This window comes from bacterium (genome assembly GCA_030530825.1).
GTDB lineage: Bacteria > Patescibacteriota > Saccharimonadia > Saccharimonadales > Saccharimonadaceae > Nanogingivalis.
Genome location: JAUMUF010000001.1, coordinates 66,836 through 85,715, shown reverse-complemented (window position 1 = coordinate 85,715; position 18,880 = coordinate 66,836). Strand labels below are relative to the sequence as shown.

The window sequence follows — 18,880 nt, the reverse complement described above, 5'->3', positions numbered from 1 at the left end:
GCATTTATTTTAGCGCTACACAACCTTCGCCCAAAGCCTCAACCAATTTTTTGAGCGCTTCTTGGCTAGGGTCAACCCGAAATGGCATCCTAATGGCCGATTTTTTTTCTTCGCCAAGCACCAAAATTACCTCAGATGCGCCATTATATGCGCCGCAAATCTGCTTTACAGACAGAAGACTCTGATGGTCATTGGGGTTTTTGATATGTAAGTATAGTTTCTGGATTGGCGCCGCCTTGTAATTGTCGGCTGATCGCGAAGGATCTGATTTTACCTGAGGTTGCGACTTTAGCCCTTTAGCCGCAGTGGATGGCGTACTAGTTTTAGTTACCCCTTGAGGCGAAAATTGCGCCGGCTTAGCCTGAGTTCTTTGAGGCATCTCTTTCTTTTGAGGTTGAGATTTAGCCTTTAGACCTTGCGCACGCACGCCTGTTGATTCGTACCTTTCGAGTTCCTCATCGGTAATAATAGAAACAGTTTCCGCAATTAATTGAGCATCAGGCTTGAGGTTGCCCTCTCGGTCGCGAGCAGAAACTTTGCCTTCAATTTTAAGTACTGCATCGATTTTAATCTTATCTTCAATTTCAGCATAAAGATTAGGGAAAATAATAACTTCGCTATCACCAGTCTTATCTTCCATCTTAACAAAACACATTTTAGTACCATTTTTGGTTAAGATTGTTCTCGCATCCAGAACAATTCCGCCAATAGTAGCCCTTTGACCATCAGTATTGGGCTTTATTTGGCTCATTGGAATAGTCTGTTCCTCGAAATAAGTAACAAATCTGTCCAGCGGATGAGCAGAAACATATAGGCCGAGAAGATCCCGCTCCCACATCAGTTTCTCCTTTTCTGGATGCTGAATTGGCGCAGGCGGTAATTCGATATCCGGCGTCAAACTCTCCTGCTCTTCTTGCCCAAGAAGCGCAAAAAGATCAGACTGACCAGAAGCAACCTCCTTTTGTATTTTAGAACCATAACCTTGGATTTTCTCTAAATTATGAAGAAGGTCCGAACGCGTCCCAAACTCATCGAAAGCACCGGTCATAATCAAAGAATCCCAGGCCCGCTTATTGAATGCTCGAGCATTAACCCTTTTAGCAAAGTCCAAGACGGATTTAAATCGTCCGCCATCTTTGCGGGCATCAAGCACAGCATCCACCGCGCCACCGCCAACAGCCTTCACAGCCAAAAGACCAAAGCGAATCTTGTTCTCTCCTGGAACAATCGCAAAATTTCGATATGATTCATTTACATCTGGGCCAAGAACTTCAATACCCATTTCTCGACACTCAGCAATTTCAATAGAAAGACGGTCGGTATCATCAGCATCAGATGTCATAAGCGCCGCCATAAAGGCATCAGGAAAGTGAGCCTTAATATAAGCAGTCCAGTAAGCGATCAAAGCATAACACGCTGCGTGCGACTTGTTGAAACAGTAGTTAGCGAATTCCTCTAGATGATCCCAGAATTTAGTCACCTTTTCCCTGTCGGCGTTAGAATGCTTGACCGCGCCTTCAATAAACTCATCCTTCATCTTCTTCATGAGGTCAATCTGCTTTTTACCTACCGCCTTTCGAAGTGTGTCAGCCTGACCACCTGTAAATCCACAAACCTCCTTAGAGATCTGCATGAACTGCTCCTGATAAACAAGGATACCATAGGTATTTTCAAGAGCAGGCGCCATATGATCTTCATAAAAAGTAATTTCTTCAAGTCCATGCTTGCGTGCGATAAATTTAGGAATTTCACTCATCGGACCAGGACGATATAAAGCCACCATCGCAATGATGTCTTCAAACTTAGTTGGCTTTAACTCCTTAAGATATCGCTTCATACCGGCAGACTCTAACTGAAAAATACCTGTTGAGTTTCCATCCGCCAAGAGTTTGTAGGCCTTTTCGTCGGTCAAAGGCAATGCTGCAAGATCAATATCAACACCATAAGATCCCTTGATAATTTTTTGCGCAGTAGCGATGATAGACAAGTTTTTTAGCCCCAAGAAATCCATCTTGAGCAGACCAAGATCTTCAACCTGGCCCATTGGAACCTGAGTCGCAACAACACCCTTTTGGGCCATTTCGAGCGGTAGGTAATTAATCAAATCATCTGGCGCAATCACAACGCCACAAGCGTGGACACCGTGATTCCTAATTGTACCCTCAAGTTGCATCGCAAAGTCAAATACAGTCTTGGCAGTAGGGTTAGTTTCATATTCTTTTTTCAGATCGAGATCTTTCTCAAGAGAAACCTTAAGCGGCTGATGACGACCCTGAATTGGGTCCGGCACAAGTTTAGCAATCCTGTCCGCCTCAGAATATGGCACCTCCAAAACTCGCGCCACATCTCGTACGGCGTTCTTGGCCATCATTTTACCAAAAGTTGCAATATTAGCCACACGATCCTTGCCATATTTATCAACACAATACTGAATCACCTCATTACGTCGAGTATCCTGGATATCAACATCAATATCCGGCATAGAGATACGATCAGGATTCAAAAATCGCTCAAAAAGAAGATCGTACTCAAGCGGGTCAAGATCGGTAATATGAAGAGCATAAGCAATAATAGATCCAGCCGCCGAACCTCGCCCTGGCCCAAAGACAATCCCTTGATTTTTACCCCAGTTAATAAAGTCTTGGACGATCAAGAAATAACCATTGTATCCCATCGCATCCAAAACACCCAATTCCATATCGACACGATTTATCTGATCCTCAGACAACTTTTCTCTAATTTCTGGAATTGACATTTTTTCGGCTTCTTCAGGAGAAACATCAGCATATCGTTCTGCCATGCCACGGAAAACAAGTTTATCTAGAAACTCCTTTTCTGAAGTCTCCCCTTCTGACAATGGGAACTTAGGAATTAAGATTTTTCCAAATTCAAAATCAAAATTAACCTTCTCAGCCACGCGCTTGGTGTTCAAGATAATCTCAGGGTCAATCTTGCCCCAACGATCAATGATATCCCGTGGATTAGTCACAAAAAGGTCAAATTCCTTCAAGGACATTCGCTTTTCGTCATTCAAATATGATCCTGTACCTATACATAGCAAAATCTCGTGAGCATCTTGATTCTCGTGTGTCAAGTAATGAGAGTCACAAGAAACAATCAGCGGGATCCCGAGTTCTTTATTGAGTTTGAATAGCCCATCATTGATTTTGGCCTGAACCTCCCAGTGATTTGGGCAGTCTGGGTGTCCATGATCTTGTAATTCAAGGTAAAAATCTTCACCATAAACAGATACGTACCACTTGGCCAATTCTTTAGCCTTTTCATAGTCGTCGTTGGTTATCGCCTCAGAAATTTCCGATCCAGCACATCCACTCAAACATATAATCCCCTCAGAATGCTCCGCCATAATATCGTGATCAATACGAGGTTTATAATAATAACCATCAATCCACGCTTTGGAAGTCAGAGCGCAGAGGTTTTGCCAGCCCTTTTCATTCTTAGCAAGCAAGATTAAGTGGTAACGAGGCTTATCCTTGGCTGGATCTCTGTCGAAGCGGCTTCGAGCGGCAACATAAGTTTCCATTCCGATAATTGGCTTAATGCCCTGTTTTTTGGCCTCTTTATAAAACTCAATCGAGCCAGACATTGTTCCGTGATCAGTGATAGCCACTGCTTCCATACCATTTTCTTTAACAGTAGAAATCAAATCATCAATCTTGGTTAGTCCGTCCAACAAAGAGTGATAGGTGTGTGTATGAAGGTGAACAAAGTCACTCGGAACTAGCTCTTCATAAGTTTTTGTTTTTATCTCGTTCCCATTTTCCATAAAACTATTTTATCAAATTTCGAAGATTTTTTCCACTTTTTCGAAAATAATTTCAAACAAAAAAGCCTCATACTGGATTAGATATTTTCCCCGCGTAAAACACAAGGTGGATACCTCCGCAATCTACGGCCACGACCGCAAATCATCATTAGGAGTTCCTATATCTATGATTATTCAGGAAAAATCATACCAGCACAAGGCTACTTTTATTATATCACTTTTTTATTTAAAAATCAAAGTAAAAAATTCTAAAATCCAACTCGAGGCCACGCCAATAACATTCGAAATCTGATTAGAAAATAGCAGAATAATCACAAAAATAACAAGCGGATCGCGCTCCAATCTTCTGATAAAGTTCTGGATAAATTCTGGCGCCAAAGGGAAGATAATCTTGGATCCGTCTAGAGGAGGAATTGGCAACAAGTTAAATAGCATTAGGCTTAAATTCATTCGAATAAAAATAACTAAAAAATTAGCCCAAAATCCAGCATTTACATTAAAGATCATCAAAATCCCAAATCCGAGAAACGCCAAAATCAGATTAGAAAGCGGACCCGCAAATGCAACTAGAGCCATACCCCAATCTTCATTTTTGAACTTTCGTGGATTAACCGGAACAGGTTTGGCGCCACCAATCACCGGCGCACCAGTCACAATACAGATAAATGGCAATATAAAACTCATAAATGGCTCGAAATGGGCCACAGGATTGAGTGTTAACCTACCTTCAACTTTGGCAGTATTATCACCAAGCCAATAAGCCACTGCAGCATGAGCAATCTCATGAATAGTTAAACTCACTAGCAAAATAACAAACGCCATCAAAATCATCATCAAATCCATATTTCTATTATACACCACTTGACCTTTTTTTGAAAATGCGATATAATAAAACAGATTGTAAATATTAAAGTAAAGAGAGTTAAAATGGCAGTATGTGATTTAACAGGAAAAGGAAAGCAGCACGGACATAATGTGAGCTTTTCTCTCCGCCGAACAAAACGAGTTTTCAAACCAAATATCCAAAAGAAAACCGTTATCATCGACGGTAAGAAAGTTCGCTTGAATCTTAGCACTCATGCTATCCGAACTTTGAAGAAAAAAGGTATTCTATAATATTATGCTTCAAAAATAAAACCGCCCTTTCGAAAGATTGTGGCGGTTTTATTTTGTCAAACTATTTAGTGCGCTCGATTAATACAACTGTTGTTTTTTCTGGCAGGCTTGAAGCATTTTTAACTTTGAATTTTGATGTTTTCTCAACATCCGCACCAAGTTCTTTGATAAATGTATCTACACTATCTTGCGGAACTTCATACTTAATTCCATCTTCTTGATAATGGACAGGTATTACAACCTTAGCGTCAGAATTACGCACAATTTTAGCGGCAGAAGTAGCATCAAGGGTAAAACCATTTCCTCCAACAGGCAAGATCAAAATATCAATAATTCCAAGATTTTCCATTTGATCATCAGAAATTTCAGGGCCAACATTGCCAAGAAGGCCAATCTTTACGCCCAAGACATCGATATTATAAATAACCCCACTCAAGCTTTCTTCATCAATATGTCTCTTTTCGGCAAAACCATTTATAGAAAAATCTGACACTTCATAACTTCCAGGGTAGCTTAAAGATAGTTGAAAATCATGATTGTTAGTTAGAAAACGCTCTTCTGTCGCAAGTTCAATGGCGTCTTTGATAATAATATCCTTTTCACCCTCAACAGAAAGTTTAGGATCCGTGACTAGGGTTGATTTTTTTGTTGTAATTACAACAGCATTTCCACCTTTATATTCAATTTCAAACATATCTCTCCTTAATCTTTCAGAATTTCATCAGTATCAACAATAACTTTATGTTTATGATCAAAAATTTGATTTATGAACATATCCTTAGTGCTATATCTATAAAAGAAATCGCTCATCGTCAAAATTACATAATTTAATTCACGACCAATTTCCTTTTCATAGGCAGAAGCCCAGCCTGAAAGTTTATTTTTTGAATTATCGCCCACCAAAAGCATATCTATCTCGCTGTCAGAGCCGTCTATAAGAGCACCGGAAATAACAAGTACTTCTAGATCTTTTTCTATAGACGAAATCCTCTCTCGCCATTTATCAGAATCGGTTTTAGCCCCGCTCTCATCTACAGAAAGCTCAATTCCAGCAAAAATCACCCTAAGCGGCAGATAGTATTTATGCCTCTGATTAACTTTATAAAAAACTTTTCTATCTTCTGTTGTATTTTTTACAATTTTAGCATCTTGAAGATTAGAAAGTTCTCTTCTAACAGAGTTGACCTGCTCATCGATCATTCGAGTAATTTCTCTAACGTAGAATTTTTTATCTGGATTAGTAAAAAACAAGTTAAGTAGTTTAACCCTAGTTTTTGACCCAAATAGAGCGTCTATGCTTTTATCCATAAATCTATTGTATCACATTTATTGAAAAGTGTATAGTTTTAATCAAAATTTTTACTCAATTTTGTAGAAATAAATTGTTCAGCATCGATTAGCGACATCCAACTTATTTGTTCGTTGCGCTTCATAAAGGTTATTTGGCGCTTGGCAAGTCGCCAATCTCGGACGGACATTTTTTCAATCAACTCTTCTCGGGATAATTCTCCATCAATGTATTTTCTAATTAAAGGGTAGGCATTGGCAGTCATAGCCTCACTGCCCCATCCGTATTTACTCCCAAGCAAAATCGCTTCTTCGATAATACCTGAGCCAAAAAAGTGCTCATTTCGAGAAAAAATACGCTCTCGAAGTTCTTCCCTTGGAGTTGTAATTCCCACAACGATATAATCAAAAGTGTTGTTATTTTTACAATTGTTTCTCTTTTGACTCATGCTTTTTTCTATAGTGCGAACAAGGTAACGTTTATTTTTCGAATTTTCTGGCATCACCAAATTTCGAAGTTTAATTTCTTGTTGCAATTCTTTAGTAGACTTTCTGAAAAGAGAATTTCTAACAGATTCATCGACTTCACCGCCGAAATCATAGTCATTCAAAATAGAGTCGATATAAAGTCCAGTCCCGCCAACTAGGAATGGAATTTTGCCACGAGAGATTATTTCTTCAAACTTTTTATAAGCATATTTTTGGAAATCAGCAGCCGTAAACCGCTCGCCAATTTCAACTAAATCAAATCCCCAATGAGGCACACCATCACGCTCTTCAATTGAGGGCTTGGCAGAAGCAATATCAATCCCCTTAAAAATCGCCCGCGAGTCCGCCGAAACAATCTCGCCACCAAACTTTTTAGAAAGACGAATAGCCAGCGATGTTTTGCCACTGGCAGTTGGACCCGTAATAACGACTACCGTTTTTTTCATTATTGAGCGAGATTTTCAATGTATTCTGCAAGATCCGCGAGCGCGACCTTTTCTTCGACAAATTCTGCACCCCTTCGAAGTCGGATGCTAACTTCGCCAACCTCGGCATCTTTTGGTCCGACAATCAATTGTACTGGGATTTTCATCGAAGTTGCTTCACGGATTTTTTTACCAAGAGACTCGTTTCGGTTATCGGTCGAAAACCGGAGTTCATTAAACTTGACCGGAGAGTCAAGCACGACTTTTCGCAAAATTTCTTCGACGCGAGAAACATATTGACTCAAAGTATCATTAACAGTCAAAATCCGGACCTGCTCTGGAGCCGCCCAGAAATCAAACCAGCCAGCCTTATGCTCAATATACACGCTCATGAATCGCTCAACTGAGCCAAGCAAAGCACAGTGGATCATCACCGGAGTCTCATCCGTACCCTCAGAATTTTTATAAGTTAGTTCGAAGCGCTGCGGCTGAACAAAATCCAATTGTACAGTTGCCACCTGATGCTCGCGACCGATCGCATCAGTTGCCATAAAATCAATCTTAGGTCCATAAAACGCCGCTTCGCCTTCTTGCTCAAAATAATCAAGATTATTAGCAATTACAGCATTCTTCAACTGATTTTGCGCCTTTTCCCAGAGAAAAACATCTCCGAGATAACTTTCAGAACCATCGCGATAACTTAGGCGAACTCGCAATTTCATACCAATTTTAGAATAAAGTTCGTCCGCGGCAGAAAGAAGATTCTGGATTTCGGCCTCAATTTGATCTGGGCGACAGAAAATATGGCTGTCATCTTGCGTTAGAGATCGCACACGATTCAATCCACCAAGTTCACCAGTTTTTTCATCGCGATAATCTGTTGTAGTTTCAATATAGCGCACCGGCAAATCACGATAACTTCTAGGTTGAGAAGCATAAATCTGCGTATGGTGCGGACAGTTCATTGGCTTCAAAGCAAAATCATCACTCGTCTCCTGGCTTTGAACAAGAAAAAGTTCATCACCAAACTTGGCCCAGTGGCCGGATTTTTCATACAGATCTTTTTTAGTGATGTGCGGAGTCCAAACCTTTTGGAAGCCGTATTTTTGGCGCAACTGGTTAGAATAATTTGCCAAAACATCACGTAAAACCGTCCCACGAGGAGTAAATAAAGGCAACCCAACACCGACTAGTGGAGAAACGGTGTAGAGATCGAGTTCTCGGCCCAATTTGCGATGATCTCGAAGTTTGGCCTGCTCAAGCCGCTCGAGATATCTGTCCAATTCTTCTTGAGTCTCAAAAGCCACGCCATATAATCGCTGAACTTGCGGATTTTTTTCATCGCCCCGCCAATAGGCACCAGCCACGCGCATAAGTTTGAAAGCGCCAACTTCACCGGTGCTAGAAAGGTGTGGTCCACGGCATAAATCTTGATATTTTCCATTAGTGTAAAAACTCACCGTCTCGGCGCCACTACCGAGTTCAAAATCACCCTCAGCCAAGAGTTTGGCATCAGTAGTACCCTTTTCTTTTAGATCTTGGAGCAACTCAAGTTTATATGGCTGATTATTTTCTTTAGCCCATTTGATGGCATCTTCAATTTTAACTTCAGTTCTAATAAAATCTTGTTTCTCGGCGATAATTCGGCGCATGACCTTTTCAATTTTGCCAAAGTTTTTTTCAGAAATTTTAACTTCGCCCAAGTCTATATCATAATAAAATCCGTCGTCGATTGCTGGGCCTACGCCGAACTTGACATCTGGATATAGACGCTGAATCGCCGCCGCCATAATGTGTGCAAGACTGTGGCGCATTCGAAATAATTTTTCTTGTTTTTCCACTTATTTTTCACCTTTCGAAAATAAAATTTATCTGATTTTATTTTATCATCTCTGGACTTTTTTTTCAATATTTGATAAAATGTGATTATCGGGCGATTAGCTCAGTTGGCTAGAGCGCATCCTTGACGTGGATGAGGTCAGAGGTTCGAGTCCTCTATCGCCCACCAAATTTGGAAAAACCGCAAGTTTTATGGCTTGCGGTTTTTTGCTATTTATTAGATTTCCGACGATTGCATTCTTTGCACAACATTTGACAGTTGTCGGAAGTAGTCTTTCCACCTTGAGACCAAGGGGTTATATGGTCTGCTTCCATTTCATCAATCTCGAAATGACCTCCGCATATAGGACATATTCCACCTTGTCTCTCATAAGCCTCACGTTTTTGATTGGCAGTAAAAGAACGTAAATTTAGCCATCTTTCATCGCTAGTCATAATATACTTATAAATTCCGCTCTTTTTAGTGACCTCATCATCTTGAAGAAGCCTAACTGTCATTTCTTCGATTTTCGAAGTATCAAATTTTTCATCCTTAAACTCGTTGTAAAGTTCACCCCAATTTACCCCTTTCATCTCCTTTCGGTAGGTCGTAAAGGTCATTTTAACCCAGGAAATAACGTTTTGAGATGAGTTGACATATATTCTTCTATATTGTTATGAGAAATCCAGGATAAGGCAGTTTCAAGATAATCTTGTCTTATTGGCACTCCACTAATATAGTCTTTTGCTAAGTTCCACGCGACACAATTACTCTTGCTAAATATTGACTTTGCGTGAGTGAGCCACTCTCCAGTATAAACAGCATTTCTAAGTTCTTGTGGAGCTAACTTTTCGCCGGCGATATTGATAATCTTAAACCAATCCAATTTTTCTTTGTCGTTACCTTCGCAAAAATAAATCATCAATTCATAATTTTCAATCTGTTGCTTTTCAAAGTCTGTAAGATTGAAAAACTTCCGACGATTACCCTCATCCAATACTGAAAACATATTGTTGAGATATTCGCAAATAGAAATCGTTCTCTGTTGTCCATCCAGCACTTCAAAAGTTCCATCGCCGTTATCCACCCAATACATCCACATTGAGTGAAAATCCACGACGCACGGTATCGATCACCGCATCGCGTTTTTTATCGTCATAGACAAATTCTCGCTGATACTTAGGGCGAATATTCAACTTACCACCATAGCCAACGACGCCATTCTCAAAGTCGTTTTTATAGCCTTCAAAAATCTCTTTAATTTTAATTTGTCGAAGTTCAATTTTCATTATTTACTCACTTTCTTGTTTTTTATTAAAATTCTTGAGTACATCTTTTCTAGCATCCCATTTTTCAGCAAAACACCACTAGCATTCAAATCATATTGACCAATTTTCTTGAATTTATTAAAATAAGCCTCTTTCTTTTCTTCATTAGTATATACACGAGTTTTAAGGTTATACAGATCCTCGTTTTCACACACTCCTAGAATCTCGAACTGCTCAGGATTGAATTTATCAAGAAAAGTAATAGGAACACCCATGACCCCGTCATAATCTCTTGGAATATCAACAACTTTCGAAACTTCAATCGCATCATAATTATCGTATTTTGGAAATTCTTCGGGCGTGTATTTCTATATAAAATCAATTCTTGGTGGCGTTTTTCTGTTTCGAGATTAGTAAACCAAGAAATCGCAGGCACTTTGCCATATTTTACGCCATTTTCAATCCGGCTCCATTTTTCATATTTATCACTCAATACGAATTCCATTGTTTTATTCACTCCATATCCGAGCCATATTTTATTGTTTTTTATCAACTTAAGCACTTCTTTTGCCGCAACGGAATTATTATTACCCATAATCAAAAACTTTTTATCAAACTCAACAAGTTGAGCAACATACTCCCTAAAAAGCGAAAATGGTGGATTAGTTATAACAATATCCGCCTCTTTAAGTAGTTCTATACTTTCTTGATTGCGAAAATCGCCGTTACCTTTAAGCGGAGTTTTGACAATATCTCGACTATCCACAAAGCCATCATCGTTAATATCTTTATATAACTCCAACTTGTATGTTGGTTTGTCTGCGTCGTAGTGAGTAGTGATAAGTTTTTTAATGCCAAAGAAATTAAAATTATTAGCAAAATACAAGAAAAAATTACTGCTCTCGGGATCGTCGCAATTACAGTAAATTACTTTATCATAAAATTGGTCTCGATATCTCTCGCATTCTTTCTCTATATCATCATATTGCGTGTAGAATTCATCATTCTTAACCTTTTTTGCCCGTGTGAGATTTTGATTCGCCACGAAAATCCTTTCTTCTCGATAAGCGAAAGACCGTATGAGAATTAAAATAGGACACCCTTTGCGAGGTGTCTCAAAAATTCTCATACATTTCGAGTCTAAACCCTAAATATTCAAATTTAATCTCGCGCAGGGCGCCCTATTCTAAAGGCTCAGCACCACGCGAAAAAACGCTTTTCGAAATGTATTAAATTTATTTTTGAGACATTTTTATTTTACCACAAAACCCTAACTTTTTCCATCGTTTTCGACAAGATTTCCACAATCTTTTTCGATTTTGATTTATACTTTTACCCGCTCCGTGATATATTTTGTGTGAAACGGTTTATTTTTGTTCTCTTGACAAAACTGATGTTTTATTTTTTAGATTTTTAGCCAAAAACGAACAAATTTTCAATAACTAACTTATAGCCTTCGACACGCTAAAGAATGCTAAATAAAAACAAAACCAGCCCTGATGGCTGGTAAATAGAGTATGCCTTGGCTATTTTCTTTGCTTTTTTCGCCTCTTACTCAACTTGGCTCGCTCAATATCCGCGATTGTGCCTTTTTGCGTAACATCAAATTTGTCGAGATAGCGCCCGCTCGCCAAGCGCCACTGAGAATACGCCGCCGCCGCAGAGCCGTAAAACAACGACGTAAAAGGCATCAGTAACCATTGCAAGACCATAAACAGTGTTCTTCTTCTCTTATATCTCTCCGGCTTGGGTGGCAACATTTTAAGACTAACAAAAATAGTAATGAAAAGACCAAAAACCGCGATCTGCTGGATATAACTAATAATATTGGGCAACTGGTGCGCAACAAGACTCCTCGAAGCAGAAGTGTTTATTAAAAGCGGAATCCAACCACCAAAAGCGGTAAGCGGTGCCTGATACACCATAGAAACATGCCCCTCCAGCAAGCGCCAAAATTTAGCCAGAGCGTCCCAAAACGGAACTTTTCTATCTTTAGTAAAAAGATGAGAAGCCACATATGGTACATCGCTCGCACCATACATCCATCGCCTAAGTTGGACAAATTGCGCCTTCAAAGTCTTGGGTAAAGTCTCACTCAAAACAGCATCCTGATAAATTGGAATCATTATTGGAACCACTGCATATTTGCCTTCAAAATGAAAGTAACTTCGCCAAAACTGATGTCCATCTTCAACAATTGTTCTAGTACTCCAAAAATTCATTTCTACCAGAGCGTCGAGAGGCTGGGAGTGTGATGCAAAATTTCTGAGTAGGTGTGGGCGCATCGCCACAATAATATTCCAGAAAGAGTTACCTGTCGCCAAAACACGCATCGGTGCAGGAGCGTCCCAGATATTATTCAAGAATAGAGAAACCGGCTGATATGATAAGTGCTTTCGTTCACGATTAACAATAAATTCATAAGTTGCAGCAGAAAAATACTCCGCGTGTGGCTTATTATCGCTGTCAAGCGTAGTTACGAGAACATTTTCAAACGGAATTTCGTGTTTTTTACAATATTCCGCTAGTTTTTTGCCAGCGTAAGTGATATTTCCGCCCTTTCCCACAACTTCATTCGGCAAATCTCGCGGGTGCTTTACAATTTCAAAATCTTTGAATTTATCACCAAACTCTTTTTTGAGTCGGTGGGCGGTTTTTTCGATTTCCGCACCGCCTCTTTCTTCGTAAGCCAAAAAAACAACCAAACTATCATTAGAGTAAGTTGTCCTCAAAACAGATTGAATTGTTGGCTCAATCACCTCGTAAGGCTCGTTGTAGGCAGCGATGATTACGGCGTTAATAATCTCGGAAGGCTTAGGAAATTCGTTTTCGTGAGCGGCAATTCTGCAGAGATTCTGGCGATGTTTATCAATCTCGAACTCCGTTTTAAGAGAAAAATCCTCGTTTCGAAGTTCTTCATAAGATTTTTTAGGATTCTCAAGAGAAAGTAGGCGCACATTCCAGTCTACATTTATCGCTTTTACCAATTTTTTATAGCCAAAAAGTGTCCTATATCCAATCCCAAAGGCCTTAACCAAGAGCGTAGAAATTATCAAAAGTAAATAAATGCTCGCCCAAAGTGGAGAAAAAATAGACAAAACCACCATTAAAATCACAGCAGAATAACTCAAAAAAGCCGGCAAAATCTCAAAAAATCTATAGAACTTAGTTCTCTTACCCTGCGGGATTTCAATATCTGATTTCATTAATTAGGGATACCTTTAATCGCAATATTTACAATTATTAAGCCCAAAACTACCACTATTAGGCTAAAAATTGACGCAAGGATTGCCATTCTTCTACCAGAAGTTTTGTAAAATTTAGCGATAATAATTGGGTGGAAAATTGCGATAAATAAGCCTAAGCAAGCCACAGCCACTCGATAAAACCAAGCGTCTTTATAAAATCGCTCGCCACCAAAAATCGTAAATCGAGAATATATCAGTCTTTCATAAACTTGAACTTGACTCAAAATATTAAAGAAGAAGATAATTCCAGCGACAAAAACCGCCAAAACTATCAAAAACATCAAACGATCTTTAATTAACGCCTTAAAATTTTGTTTAATTTCATCAAATAATTTCATAATCTACCTCTTGGAGCCGATGAGCGGGATTGAACCGCTGACCTACGCGTTACGAATGCGTTGCTCTACCAACTGAGCTACATCGGCATAGTTAAAATTATAACATATGGAGCAAAAAATTTCAATTTTCAAAATAAAATCGCCACAATTTCTTGTAAGCGATTATCTATCTATTTGGCGCGCCCGACCGGATTCGAACCGGCGATCTCCTCCGTGACAGGGAGGCGTACTAGGCCAACTATACCACGAGCGCATAACTATTTAATTTTACCAAATATCGTTTAACAATTCAAGACCTTTTTTCGAAAATATAATAGAAGAGCAATTATCGCCCTTCTATTTTAATAAATTCTTGAATTTTGCCGTCATTTTTTAGTGCTGTAAATTTATTTTCAAAAGCAGAAAATGGTATTTTAGCATATTCATAACTTACTTCTGTATCTGTTTTAGAAATAAGTTTCACGACATAATAGCCATCGCCAGATTTAGAGATAAATGGCTTTGAAGTTTCACCAACCTTGAGATCGAGTGCAGTGCGAGTGCGACCACCATCAATGTTAGAGTGACGGACATTGCCGCTTTTGCCAACTTCGATTTTATTAACGAAATTAGCAGCCAACTTTTCGAAAGAATTTTCATTCTTAGAAAGGAATTCTGTAACTTGATTTTTTAATGCTTCGGCATCTTTATCTAAAAAGGCCGAGACTTTACTTCTATAAAGTGGAAGTTCAACAAACATCCGTCGATACTCTTGAGGCGAGAGTCCGTAATTGGCAGCGATGCTTGCATAGAAATCCTTCTCTGAAATCTCTCGAGTGGAGGACTTTCTCTGCTCGGCAATCCGCTCTGCAATCTCCTGATCGGAAACCTTGATATTATTTTCTCGGGCAATTTTGAGGGCAAGAGCATTTTTAAGAGAGTTATCCATTGCACTTTTCTTGAAGCGATTACTGCGAGATTTGAAGTCAGAATCGACCTCCAAAGCACCCTTTTTAGTATCAGTCAAGGTCATATTGGCGCGATATTCCATCAGATAATCTGAGTAGCGGACATTTTCGCCATCAATTTGCGCAACCGAATAAAAAGGTAAAAATTTAGAAATTCGATAAATAAAAGTCCCAGTATCTTGTGCCGCGTAGAGCCGCAAAGTAACAAAGGCCAATCCAGCCAACCCAAGTATAAAAGAAATAATCAAGGTGTTAATAACCAATTTATGCTTGCTATACTGAACTGGATATTTGAATTTTTGCGCATTTTTTAGCACTTCTTTGCGTTCAGTTTCGAGCGTTCTGTTGGTAACTGGTGAAACCTTTTTCTCAGAAACGGGCTTTTTAACAATTTTACTCTTAATTTTATTCTTAAACTCCATAATCCTCCTGTTTTACCTCTCCCAAAATGTCTTGAATTTTATTGTAAATTTCCGCTGGATGATCTACATTTTCGATAGTCAGATCACCCACAATTGTCAAAATATTCAAAACTCCAAAGTGAAAAATCTCCGCAAAAAATCCACCAACTTTATAGTTAACACTCTGGATTTTAGAAATCGGCAAGTCCATAACTTCTCGCGAGAACATGCCTTTTTGAGAAATCTGTCGTATTCTCTGATCAGACACAATCCAAATAGAGAAATACCACTTCATAAAATGATAGCCGAAGATTAAAAGTCCTAGCAAAAATCCGCCCAGAGCAATCCAGAGTGCCCACATCTCAAGCAGAATAAAAGTCGGCAAGCAAGAAATGGCAAAAATACAAAAAAACAAATAAAAGCCCTTTCGCATCGAAATTATATGCTTTCGAAAAATAAAGAGAAGTTCTTCTCCATCTCTTTGGCCTTCGAAAAGTTGTTTATCAGTTGTTGCTTTCATAAAAAATGGTACCCCAGACAGGAATCGAACCTATAACCTTCTCCTTAGGACGGAGCCGCTCTATCCAATTGAGCTACTGAGGCATAAGATAATTATATCAAATTTTCGCCAAAATGTGAAGAAAATCGCCCGTATTTATGGGCGAATCCCGTAGCAAATCCTATCTCAAAAATTTCTCACTCGCGCGCGTATAATCGTATAGTTCACCATCTTTGAACCAATGAGCAATTTCGGCTTCAGCCTCTTCAATACAACCAGAAGCGTGGATCAAATTTGGCACACCCTTGCCCGCAGTGTCTGCATAGCCAAAACTCATATGCGAATAATCACCTCTAATAGTTCCCGGCATAGCAGATTTTGGCTCAGTTCCGCCAACCAACTTTCTGACGAGTTCAACCGCTTCGACACCTTCAAAAACCATCGCAATCACCGGCCCTTGCGTCATAAATTCAAGCGTCATATCAAACGCCTTCTCTCCGCGACGCGTGATCATTTTACCAATTTCTTCGTAGTGCTTATGGTAGTGATTCTTATCTGGAAAAATCATCTTAGTGCCAATAATTTTAAGCCCCACTCTCTCAAATCGAGTCAAAATTTCACCCACAATTCCGCGCTGAACCGCATCAGGCTTAAACAAAATTAGCGTCCGCTGAATATGCTCCTTCGACATAAATCTCCTTTACTTTTATGCTTAAATTATAGCACGAAATCGCAAAATTTGGTATAATAAAACCATGATTGATAAATTTTCTCTATTTCTAAAAAATAAATTAGGCGAAAAATATGGCAAAATTGTCGAAAATTCAACAGGTATTTTAGGATTTCTCGCGCTTTTCAAATTTTTCGCACTCGTCACCGACCCCCAAGGGATCGATCGAGCGGTTTCTCGACGTCAAGCACTCTACAACACGTCGAATCTTCTTGATTCTGTTCAAATTTTTGGATTCGGACTTCTCGATATTTTAATTTTTGTATGCATTGGTGTTATTATTTGGGCAATTTACAAAGGATTAAATTCAAAAAAATAATGTATCTCTCAGAATTAATGGAAGAATTTCTGGAAAGTCTCGAGGTAGAAAGCGGACGCTCGCTTAAAACGATCGAAAATTACCGTCTTTACATCGAGCGCTTTGCTGAGTTTGCCGATGATATTCCTGTCGAAAAAATCACCAGCGACCTTGTCCGCAAGTATCGCCTTTGGCTCAACCGCTACGAGAATTTCGAAGGTAAAACTCTCAGTCGATCTACGCAAGCATATCATCTTATCGCACTTCGAAGATTTCTTACATATCTTGCGCGCCGCGATATCAAAAGCCTCGAGCCTAGCAAAATTGAATTGCCTAAAGTTATCAAGCCTCAGGTTTCTTTTCTTCACTATGAAGAAGTCACTCGGCTTATTGAGGCCATTCCGTTAGAAACTGAAAGTGATTTTCGAGACAGAGCAATTATCGAGCTTTTGTTTTCAAGTGGTCTGCGTGTTTCGGAACTCGTAAATCTTAATCGAGATCATATCAACACTTCTCGCCGAGAATTTATGGTGCGAGGAAAAGGCTCCAAGGATCGCCCGATTTTCATTTCTAAATCCGCCGCCGACCACATCGACAACTATCTCGAAAAACGCAATGATAGCTTGGTTCCGCTTTTTATCTCTTATTCGAAGCGCCACAAAAAACCTTCAACTGATGGAAATTACCGTAGAATCACCGCGCGAACTGTCCAGCGCCTGATCGAAAAATACTCTCGCCTCGCAGGAATAACCAAAAAAGTCTCGCCACACACGATGCGCCACTCTTTTGCAACGGATCTATTGATTAACGGTGCGGATTTGCGATCAGTTCAGGGAATGCTGGGTCACGCCAACATCGCAACCACCCAGATTTATACTCACATCACAGATCAACACCTTAAAGAAATCCACGAAAAATTTCACTCAGAGACAGAATAAAACTCCCGATATTCTCGAGAGTTTTATTTTTATCTTCCGAGCGTACGTACAACTAATTCGAATTTATTTATCGCACAGTAGTCTCGTAGCTGGTTGGCAGGGTTGCAGTTAGGCTGGTTAATCTCTCCGTCGTGTGCTGTTCTTAAAACATAAGAAATCTTAATTATACTCTGGTTAGATAGATTATCTTGTGCTAATCTCGAGAACATAATATCGTATACGCGTAGATCAACTTCACCTTGTCCAATCAACTCCTTGGCATCATTTCTATTGACACTCTCAAGATGCGACATAGCTCCACCAGTTGAAGCTGGTCGGCAATAGATCTTTGCAGGATCAGATATTCTTATAAGTTTTACCCTATCACTTGAGTCACTATATCTCACAACATCACCATCTCGTCTATTCCAGATATAACTATCTTTTCCCGTACAAAAAGCGCCCCAAGTATTAGTATTTACATATACCGAATTAGAAGACTCGATATTATCAGATGCTCCGCCGTTCCAGCCATCTATATTGTTCAAAGAGTTAAAAGTGCGCGTAAAGTCATCATTTATAGTTCTACCAGCAGAGTTTAGTTCCCTAAAAGTATTCCCCTTGGTCATAATAGACATCATCTGCATAACCATCATTGCAATGGCAAGCATTAGCATAGAAACCATTGTCATAGCGAGCATCAGTTCTATTATAGTAAAACCTTTTTTAGTTTGCATTATATAACCTCACAATTGTACCTAAAGTAGTTGGTGCGTTCTGGCCTGGTGCGTTCCAACAAGCTCTAATATGAAAATCTATAAAATTATCTGAGTTATTAGCTCGTACAGCTTCTATCCATAAACCTCGAGAACCAACAATGTCGCCACCAGATATATCATTAGTGTCGGCTACATTATATTCTAGCCTCGGATATGTGTCCGCGGGACGGAGTCTATTGTTGTTGCCCGCAGTATTTCTCAATATAGTCATATTTGCCATATTGACAACAAAACCATTAATCTCACTAATATTCTGCGGACAAAAGTTAAGTGCTGAAGGAGTACTCCTTATGGGTATATTAGACCATTCAGGCAAAGAGACGCCAACAGACTGCCTAGCAAGATTTAGAGAGTTGAGATATCGTAAACTTTCCGCTTGCCCATCCATAGCATTGCGTGCCATTGTTAGCTGTAGGGATGCTTGAGCGCGAGCCATAGCATTATTCATAAGCCAAAGTCCACCCATCATCGCGGCAGAAAACACTGAAAATGCCAAAATCACCTCAATAATAGTATCACCTTTTTTCATACA

The 18,880-nt window shown here is 39.5% G+C and carries 18 protein-coding genes, 4 tRNA genes and 1 pseudogene; 4 read left to right on the top strand and 19 right to left on the bottom strand.

Annotated elements, in window-relative coordinates:
• Positions 1-4: 4 nt before the first annotated feature.
• Both Q4A21_00490 and Q4A21_00485 read right to left on the bottom strand, forming a co-directional pair.
• Positions 5-3,787, bottom strand: coding sequence for a DNA polymerase III subunit alpha (locus Q4A21_00490; GenBank protein ID MDO4902026.1), 3,783 nt, complete (start codon positions 3,785-3,787; stop codon positions 5-7).
• A 222-nt stretch (positions 3,788-4,009) separates the two neighbouring features.
• Positions 4,010-4,630, bottom strand: a complete 621-nt coding sequence (locus Q4A21_00485; GenBank protein MDO4902025.1) for a site-2 protease family protein — start codon at positions 4,628-4,630, stop codon at positions 4,010-4,012.
• A gap of 84 nt (positions 4,631-4,714) precedes the next feature.
• Between Q4A21_00485 and rpmB the strand changes: the two genes are divergently transcribed.
• A complete protein-coding gene (gene rpmB, locus Q4A21_00480) occupies positions 4,715-4,903 on the top strand; it encodes a 50S ribosomal protein L28 (GenBank protein ID MDO4902024.1) in 189 nt (62 codons plus the stop codon).
• Positions 4,904-4,964: 61 nt separating this feature from the next.
• On the opposite strand, the gene Q4A21_00475 is transcribed toward rpmB, so the two are convergent.
• From Q4A21_00475 to thrS, 4 genes are read right to left on the bottom strand one after another with little or no spacing between them, the layout of a single operon-like run.
• On the bottom strand, positions 4,965-5,597 hold the full coding sequence (locus Q4A21_00475) for an MBL fold metallo-hydrolase (protein MDO4902023.1): 633 nt from the start codon (positions 5,595-5,597) through the stop codon (positions 4,965-4,967).
• Positions 5,598-5,605: 8 nt separating this feature from the next.
• Entirely contained in the window at positions 5,606-6,211 is a 606-nt protein-coding gene (locus Q4A21_00470) for a transcriptional regulator (protein MDO4902022.1), read from the bottom strand.
• A gap of 38 nt (positions 6,212-6,249) precedes the next feature.
• Positions 6,250-7,125, bottom strand: coding sequence for a tRNA (adenosine(37)-N6)-dimethylallyltransferase MiaA (gene miaA / locus Q4A21_00465; protein ID MDO4902021.1), 876 nt, complete (start codon positions 7,123-7,125; stop codon positions 6,250-6,252).
• Positions 7,125-8,945, bottom strand: coding sequence for a threonine--tRNA ligase (thrS, locus tag Q4A21_00460; protein ID MDO4902020.1), 1,821 nt, complete (start codon positions 8,943-8,945; stop codon positions 7,125-7,127). The genes miaA and thrS overlap by 1 nt, the downstream gene beginning before the upstream one ends.
• 90 nt (positions 8,946-9,035) lie before the next feature.
• On the opposite strand from thrS, the gene Q4A21_00455 reads away from it, so the two are divergent.
• Positions 9,036-9,112: transfer RNA gene (locus Q4A21_00455), tRNA-Val, on the top strand.
• A 41-nt stretch (positions 9,113-9,153) separates the two neighbouring features.
• On the opposite strand, the pseudogene Q4A21_00450 reads toward Q4A21_00455, so the two are convergent.
• From Q4A21_00450 to Q4A21_00400, 11 genes and pseudogenes are all read right to left on the bottom strand, one after another.
• Positions 9,154-10,212 (bottom strand): annotated as a pseudogene (locus Q4A21_00450) (DUF262 domain-containing protein).
• Positions 10,212-10,514: an adenine-specific methyltransferase EcoRI family protein gene (locus tag Q4A21_00445; protein MDO4902019.1), complete on the bottom strand. Its 303-nt coding sequence runs from the start codon at positions 10,512-10,514 to the stop codon at positions 10,212-10,214. The pseudogene Q4A21_00450 and the gene Q4A21_00445 overlap by 1 nt, the downstream one beginning before the upstream one ends.
• Complete coding sequence (locus Q4A21_00440; protein MDO4902018.1) at positions 10,409-11,236, bottom strand: adenine-specific methyltransferase EcoRI family protein; 828 nt, start codon at positions 11,234-11,236, stop codon at positions 10,409-10,411. The genes Q4A21_00445 and Q4A21_00440 overlap by 106 nt, the downstream gene beginning before the upstream one ends.
• Positions 11,237-11,717: 481 nt before the next feature.
• Positions 11,718-13,397: a glycosyltransferase family 2 protein gene (locus tag Q4A21_00435; protein ID MDO4902017.1), complete on the bottom strand. Its 1,680-nt coding sequence runs from the start codon at positions 13,395-13,397 to the stop codon at positions 11,718-11,720.
• Positions 13,397-13,777 (bottom strand): hypothetical protein, encoded by a 381-nt coding sequence (locus Q4A21_00430; GenBank protein ID MDO4902016.1) that lies wholly within the window; start codon positions 13,775-13,777, stop codon positions 13,397-13,399. Before Q4A21_00430 ends, Q4A21_00435 begins: the two co-directional genes overlap by 1 nt.
• 11 nt (positions 13,778-13,788) lie before the next feature.
• A tRNA-Thr gene (locus tag Q4A21_00425) sits at positions 13,789-13,864 on the bottom strand.
• 88 nt (positions 13,865-13,952) lie between these two features.
• A tRNA-Asp gene (locus Q4A21_00420) sits at positions 13,953-14,030 on the bottom strand.
• Positions 14,031-14,102: 72 nt separating this feature from the next.
• A complete protein-coding gene (locus tag Q4A21_00415) occupies positions 14,103-15,146 on the bottom strand; it encodes a peptidylprolyl isomerase (GenBank protein MDO4902015.1) in 1,044 nt (347 codons plus the stop codon).
• Positions 15,136-15,645: a PH domain-containing protein gene (locus tag Q4A21_00410; GenBank protein ID MDO4902014.1), complete on the bottom strand. Its 510-nt coding sequence runs from the start codon at positions 15,643-15,645 to the stop codon at positions 15,136-15,138. Before Q4A21_00410 ends, Q4A21_00415 begins: the two co-directional genes overlap by 11 nt.
• Positions 15,646-15,651: 6 nt before the next feature.
• Positions 15,652-15,728, bottom strand: a tRNA-Arg gene (locus tag Q4A21_00405).
• A gap of 77 nt (positions 15,729-15,805) precedes the next feature.
• Complete coding sequence (locus Q4A21_00400) at positions 15,806-16,315, bottom strand: nucleoside-diphosphate kinase (protein MDO4902013.1); 510 nt, start codon at positions 16,313-16,315, stop codon at positions 15,806-15,808.
• Positions 16,316-16,379: 64 nt separating this feature from the next.
• Between Q4A21_00400 and Q4A21_00395 the strand changes: the two genes are divergently transcribed.
• Together Q4A21_00395 and Q4A21_00390 are read left to right on the top strand one after the other, a co-directional pair.
• Entirely contained in the window at positions 16,380-16,673 is a 294-nt protein-coding gene (locus tag Q4A21_00395; protein MDO4902012.1) for a hypothetical protein, read from the top strand.
• A complete protein-coding gene (locus tag Q4A21_00390) occupies positions 16,673-17,590 on the top strand; it encodes a tyrosine-type recombinase/integrase (GenBank protein MDO4902011.1) in 918 nt (305 codons plus the stop codon). Before Q4A21_00395 ends, Q4A21_00390 begins: the two co-directional genes overlap by 1 nt.
• Positions 17,591-17,619: 29 nt before the next feature.
• Here Q4A21_00390 and Q4A21_00385 read toward each other — a convergent pair whose 3' ends face one another.
• Positions 17,620-18,306 (bottom strand): prepilin-type N-terminal cleavage/methylation domain-containing protein, encoded by a 687-nt coding sequence (locus tag Q4A21_00385; GenBank protein MDO4902010.1) that lies wholly within the window; start codon positions 18,304-18,306, stop codon positions 17,620-17,622.
• Entirely contained in the window at positions 18,296-18,877 is a 582-nt protein-coding gene (locus Q4A21_00380; GenBank protein MDO4902009.1) for a hypothetical protein, read from the bottom strand. Before Q4A21_00380 ends, Q4A21_00385 begins: the two co-directional genes overlap by 11 nt.
• Between the last annotated feature and the right edge of the window lie 3 nt (positions 18,878-18,880).